The sequence below is a fragment of the Advenella sp. genome (assembly GCF_052108595.1).
Classification (GTDB): Bacteria; Pseudomonadota; Gammaproteobacteria; order Burkholderiales; family Burkholderiaceae_B; genus Advenella.
Genome location: NZ_JBQEAU010000056.1, coordinates 21,165 through 27,264, shown reverse-complemented (window position 1 = coordinate 27,264; position 6,100 = coordinate 21,165). Strand labels below are relative to the sequence as shown.

At 46.7% G+C, this 6,100-nt stretch carries 5 protein-coding genes; 4 read left to right on the top strand and 1 reads right to left on the bottom strand.

Going from position 1 to position 6,100, the window contains the following annotated elements; genetic code table 11:
* Positions 1 to 168 precede the first annotated feature (168 nt).
* Entirely contained in the window at positions 169 to 378 is a 210-nt protein-coding gene (locus tag ACTIKR_RS11540) for a hypothetical protein (protein ID WP_193089192.1), read from the bottom strand.
* Positions 379 to 1,028: 650 nt separating this feature from the next.
* Here ACTIKR_RS11540 and ACTIKR_RS11535 point away from each other — a divergent pair.
* The 4 genes from ACTIKR_RS11535 (at position 1,029) to ACTIKR_RS11520 (ending at position 6,077) form a co-directional block, all read left to right on the top strand.
* Positions 1,029 to 2,066 (top strand): SIR2 family protein, encoded by a 1,038-nt coding sequence (locus ACTIKR_RS11535; RefSeq protein WP_193089191.1) that lies wholly within the window; start codon positions 1,029 to 1,031, stop codon positions 2,064 to 2,066.
* Positions 2,063 to 3,811 (top strand): ATP-binding protein, encoded by a 1,749-nt coding sequence (locus tag ACTIKR_RS11530; RefSeq protein ID WP_193089190.1) that lies wholly within the window; start codon positions 2,063 to 2,065, stop codon positions 3,809 to 3,811. The genes ACTIKR_RS11535 and ACTIKR_RS11530 overlap by 4 nt, the downstream gene beginning before the upstream one ends.
* 432 nt (positions 3,812 to 4,243) lie before the next feature.
* Positions 4,244 to 5,170, top strand: a complete 927-nt coding sequence (locus tag ACTIKR_RS11525) for a retron St85 family effector protein (protein WP_370540228.1) — start codon at positions 4,244 to 4,246, stop codon at positions 5,168 to 5,170.
* Entirely contained in the window at positions 5,160 to 6,077 is a 918-nt protein-coding gene (locus tag ACTIKR_RS11520; protein ID WP_193089188.1) for a retron St85 family RNA-directed DNA polymerase, read from the top strand. Before ACTIKR_RS11525 ends, ACTIKR_RS11520 begins: the two co-directional genes overlap by 11 nt.
* The last annotated feature ends 23 nt before the right edge of the window (positions 6,078 to 6,100 follow it).

Genomic DNA, 6,100 nt, shown 5'->3' with positions numbered 1-6,100 from the left:
CTCAAAATCCCCCGCCGCAAGGCGTGCCGGTTCGATTCCGGCCCCGGGCACCACAATAAAATCAAGCTCTTAAGCTGATTTATTACTTATTCTCCGATCACTCTGTTTTGTTGTTTATACGGTCGATAAATATTTACCGCACCGTAAACGAAACACCACACATTCCGTTCATGTTCGGTTGCTTGGCAACATCCCTAGTGGTTGGTGTCCATCGTCCGGAAGATCAAGAATTTGGAACCATGGCAAATGTGCACTGCTACTGCCAGGATATTCTGATTTTTTCCACAAGGTTCCATCACTTGCAACCGCAAATACTTCAAACGAATTGTGTCCCTCCTTCGGTGGTGCGGCTGCGACGTGAACAATGTTTCTTTTCATAACTCCTCCTATTGGATGAACGCATATCATATCCGGCGAATATGACATTATGTTACTGGGGTAATCCAGCATTGTTGGAAACCTCTGGATTTCAAAACCGACCCTTTACCTGAAACGCAGGAAGTTAAATATCCATCAGCCGGTACGGATTCAGCAGGCGCAAATCGTGTCGTTATCCACCAGGCACACATCTATCTTGTCGTCCCGATGCTCGTACCAATCGCCTGCCGCCAGCAGGATCGCAGCGGTAACTGGTGCTGGCATCGGATTAGGGACAGTTTCCCAATTCAGATAACCAGCAGTGATACCTGTGGCCGCATTGATGTTGTGCCTCACTTCTGTAAGTTCAGGAAATATACTTCTAAATCAAAAAAGTAACTATATTTAACTTTAGAAAGTAAATGTATGGATTTAGATGTTTGCATGCCATATAATAAACAAATTGAAATACCTATCAAACAGTAAGTTTTTTGGCAGTATTGGCGTTTGATAAGCTGGGCTGCAATGGACCTGGCGTTGCACAAATAAGTGTTGCATTTGATAGTAGTAAAAACTAATGGAATTTCAGAAGGTGGAGTACAAACTTACCCCCCATCAATGAAAAAACTCTGTTCTGAGTATGGTATAGCTGCCGACTAATGGGAAAGTCCATGGAACTAGGTGCGTTAAAAAAACAGCTGCAAGAACACCTCGGCGATGGGCTCGTTCTAATTATTGGTTCTGGGCTGTCCTGTGCAGAAGGAGTTCCCGGAATGACGGCGCTAGGGCATCACCTAGTAACCCATATTCCTGCTAGCCTTTCCCCAGACGACACGCAGCTTTGGGAAAATATCCACCCTCTTATTGAGAAGGAAGGGCTAGAGGCAGCTTTGCTGAAGTATGCTCCCTCGCCATCTCTCGAGGCCGCAATTGTGCAGAGCACCGGCGAGTTCATTGCCACTGCTGAAGCCAATATTATCTCCGACGTTTTTAATAAATCTAAGACGCTTCGACTAACCAAGTTGATTCCGCATTTGTTGCGGTCAGATGCGGGCATACCAATTGTGACTACAAACTATGATCGTCTCGCCGAGCTCGCATGTGAGGAAGCGGGTTTAGGCGTCGACACCATGTTCTGTGGCCATTTTGCGGCGCGGCTTGAACCGGAGAATAGCTATTGGAGTTTTTGCCGTAATGTGAAGTTGGTGGGTAAGAACGTGCGCTACAAATTCGCGATGAAAGCCAATATCTTCAAGCCGCATGGTAGTCTTGATTGGTATCATCGTGAGGGCAGTCCGGTTCGCTACGCAGGAGCGTTACCACTCCCTCGCCTTATCATCACACCAGGGTTGAACAAATTCCGTAGCGGATATGACAGCCCTTTCGACAAACACCGAGAAAAGGGAAATGACGCCATCGATAAGGCGCGCCGCTTCCTCATTATCGGCTACGGTTTCAATGATGATCATTTGGAAACGCATCTCACCCCCCGCATCAAATCAGGTGTGAAAACGGTAATTTTAACTTTCTCGCTCTCTTCTAAAGCACGAGACTTAGCCATAAAGAACAAAAATGTTATAGCTGCTGAGTTTCGCGAAGATGCTGGAACCCCAGGCGCATGCTTCATCGTCAATGGAGCAGAGATATTCTACCCCGGTGTTGATTACTGGGACCTCGATGGATTTGTAAAGGGAGTTTTATCCGTATGACAAGCTCAGCACTCGTATTTACAGAGAATGATCAAATCGGTCGTGTAGCTGGCGTTGACACCAGCCGCGTGGCGATCGATGTCACTAATTCTGAGATGCTTACACGTGTAGGCATCGGACAGCTTATCGCTATCAAGGGTGCGACCCAAGCGGAATTCTTAATTGGAATGACAGATCGCGTTACTCGCTCACTTCGCGAAGAACTTCCTGGTCCTGAAAGTGGTGAATTCGGGACGTTAACGGTCTCGCCGGCTGATCACATGCAGGCTTTCGTCATCGGCACCTATCGGACCGTTGACGGTGACAAGTCGGACACCTTCAAACGCGGCGCTGATAGCTTCCCGCAGATTGATCGTGACTGCTTTGTAATCGAGGGAGGCAACCTACAGCGTTTCATGGGAATCCTGGGAGCAGGATTATCTGACGAGGAACGATTGAAGCTTGGCACCTTCGTGGCAGATCGTAGCGCTGAAGCAATCGCCAGTGGGGATAAGTTCTTCCAGCGACATGCCGCCATTCTTGGAAGTACCGGATCGGGTAAAAGCTGGGCAGTAGCTTTGATTCTTGAACGTGCGGCTAAACTGAATTTCCCTAACATCGTCGTGTTCGATATGCACGGAGAATATGCACCTCTGGCTGACAAGAACAATGGTGGATTTGCACAACGCTTTCGTATCGCGGGTCCCGGCGACCTTTCCGCTCCAAAGGACGACACCCTGTTTCTACCTTACTGGTTGCTAAACCGTGATGAGATGCTGTCGATGATCTTAGATCGAAGCGATCAGAATGCTCCTAACCAAGCTTCCCGTTTCACCCTCCACGTTCGTGATCTTAAGGCCGGCACTCTTGACTCGTCGGACAAAAACAAGGTCAAAGAAACCTTCACCGTGGATTCGCCAATCCCCTATGCTATTTCTGATTTGGTTGTCCGTCTGAAGACGGACAACACGACTAAAGGTGTAGGGAAGAACGGCAGTGCTGTTAAAGGAGATTGGGAGGACAAGCTGACACGCTTTATATCGCGACTGGAGGCGAAACTGGATGATCGCCGTTACGGCTTTATGTTCTCCCCCCCCGCAGCAGCGCTCGATTATGGATGGCTCGCTAAGCAGATCATCAAATTACTAAGAGCCGATCCTGGCAATGGCATCAAAATCATCGACTTCTCCGAGGTTCCAGCCGATGTACTCCCTGTTGTCACCGGAACATTAGCTCGCCTTCTCTATGATGTGCAGTTCTGGATGAGTGCAGATGCGCGCACGCCAGTTACCTTACTGTGTGATGAAGCACATCTCTACTTACCGGTCAAAGATGACGCTGATGCCGTTCAGAGACAGGCACTATGGTCGTTTGAGCGCATTGCGAAGGAAGGGAGAAAGTACGGGTTCTCTATGCTCGTCGTGAGCCAACGACCGTCTGACGTAAGCCGGACAATCCTCTCCCAATGCAACAATTTCTTGGCTCTCAGACTAACGAACGACAGCGACCAGAACGTTATCAAGAGACTGATGCCGGACTCCCTAGTCGGTTTGACGGCTATGCTCCCACTCCTTGATACAGGCGAGGCGCTACTGTTGGGTGATGCGGTGCTTCTTCCAACGCGGATCAAACTTGATCCGCCGCAAGTGAAGCCCGACAGTGCGACGCGAGATTTTTGGCGGGAATGGGGTTCCCTTATGCCTGATGAGAAGTTACTTGAAGCTGCGGTCGAGTGTTTGCGGAGCCAATCACGGACTAACGGATGAGCGCTGGCTAAATAAGTACGATATTTTTTAGGGTATTGATCGACGAATTATTGTTAGTTTTTTGATTTTAATGTGAAGAATAATCTATTTAATAATAGAGTAGCAGTCATCAAAACCTAGCGAGAAGGATCATCAAAATCACCCGAACATTAATTGGGTCGAATGCCGGATGCAATATATTCTCTCTAAATATGACCAATTGTACTAGTCAAATACCCAATATGTTGTTAGTATGCTAGACACCAATTACGCGTTTCGTTGGCTACTGACATTGGTGTCTGCAAGCTGATAATGTCGGGCGTATCGCCAGACTGAAAAGGATTGGCAGCATTTTTGGCGCAAAGACGGTCGCGCGTCCCAGCTCCTCCGCATGTCTGCTCCTCCGCCGGGCCACGCGACCGTCTTCGCGCCATATTTAGGTAGTTGGTATTCGTGCAAAAGACTATAACGAAAATTACGCAGTATATTGATGTCGCAAAAAGTCGAGTTACCCGACCATGGCATCGAATCACGGTCTTCGGGGGCGATATGGGTTCTCGTCCAGAAGGTGGATCGCTCTCGCAACGAGGGGACTTTATTAATTATGTTGCGATTTATCACCCCAAATACAATCCGACCCTAATTACACCGGAGACCTATAAGGATTGGAACCATTACGACGTTTATCAAGATCTGTTGTCATTCGAGGAAGACTTATGCGCGTTCGTTGACGTTATTATAATATTTCTTGAAGGCGTTGGCGCAGTAGGTGAATTCGGCGCATTTCTTAAAACTCATGATACTTCGAAAAAATTAATAATAGTGATTCATGAGGATTATTGGGAGGAGAACTCTTTCATACGTCTTGGTCTGGTACTCAATCTTGAAAACCGATATAAGAATGCGACATTCTCGGTTCCAGGGACCTTAGGTAAAGAAGACGTATTTCAGATTATTGAAGAAGTAGAACTCCGCTTGTCAAAGCAGCCAAAAACTGAAGCACTGGATCTCGCGAACACCCGCCATATCCTTCTAACGATTGCAGATTTCGTCGAACTAATCCAGGTGGCTCGGCTAACAGATATCTCGAATTTTTTGGAAGCATTAGGCGCAACCTTATCTCTTAAAAGACTTCATCAACTGATGTTTGTGTTGGAAAGACTTGAGGTTCTTAAGTTTCGTCGCTCGGGCAATGAATCTTTCTATACATTCCTACACACCGGCGAAAGTTACGTCGAGTATAGCCTAATAGATAAACGCCTAGAGCGTGCTCGAATCAAAAGTCAACTCTTCGAGCAAACAGTAGCAGATCGCAGACGCAAGGCCGCTTACGAGCGCTTTAAAGTCCCGAATATAGGGGTAGAAAAAAATGTCGCTTAAAACTGATCTGCTCCAAGCTCTTCCTTTCACAGAGCACGAATTGACTATGTTAATAGCAACTGCTCCACGCCGCTATAAAGAATACACAATTGAGAAGCGACGGCGACCTGAGCGTAGGAACATTGCCCAACCCACTCCGGAAATAAAAACGTTGCAACGCTGGCTTTCCAAAAACGTTCTTTCAAAATTCCCAATCCACGCCAGTGCAACTGCATACCGAAAAGACGTGGGACTGTCGGCAAATGTTAGCCCCCATTTAGGTAATCGATTTCTTCTTAAAATCGATTTTAAAAATTTCTTTCCTTCTATCGAATCAGATGACTTAGTCGCTTACCTAGAAAAAAAAGCGGAGTTAACAAACGATGACTGCTACATTTTGACACAGATACTTTTTAAGAAAAATGTTGAAAAAGGGAAACTTACACTTGCCGTCGGTGCGCCAAGCTCCCCTCAAGTGTCGAACATTCTGCTGTTTCAATTTGATGAGGCAGTTTCAAACTATTGCTTGGCACATAATATTGCTTACACTCGCTATGCAGACGACCTATCTTTTTCTACGTCCACCCCTGTAATTCTGCGGGATTGCTTAAGCGTCGTAAGAAAAATAATTCAGGATTTACCGTATCCGAAACTAGTCATTAACGAAGAAAAAACGGTAGAAACATCGAAAAAGCGAGGGCGAAGAATAACTGGTTTGACTATAACTAATGATGACACCATCTCCATTGGTCGTCTGCAAAAGAGGAAGCTTCGGGTGCTCATTCATCGTTTTAAGACCGGGAATCTCGATGCTTGTGAGCAAGAGTCGTTACGTGGTTATCTGGCCTTCCTTAATTCTGTGGAGCCAAAACACGTCGAGCGTCTCAAGATATCATTCGGGGTCGATACCTTAGCTTTGCTTCTGTGATTCGGAACAGAACTCAAAACGGC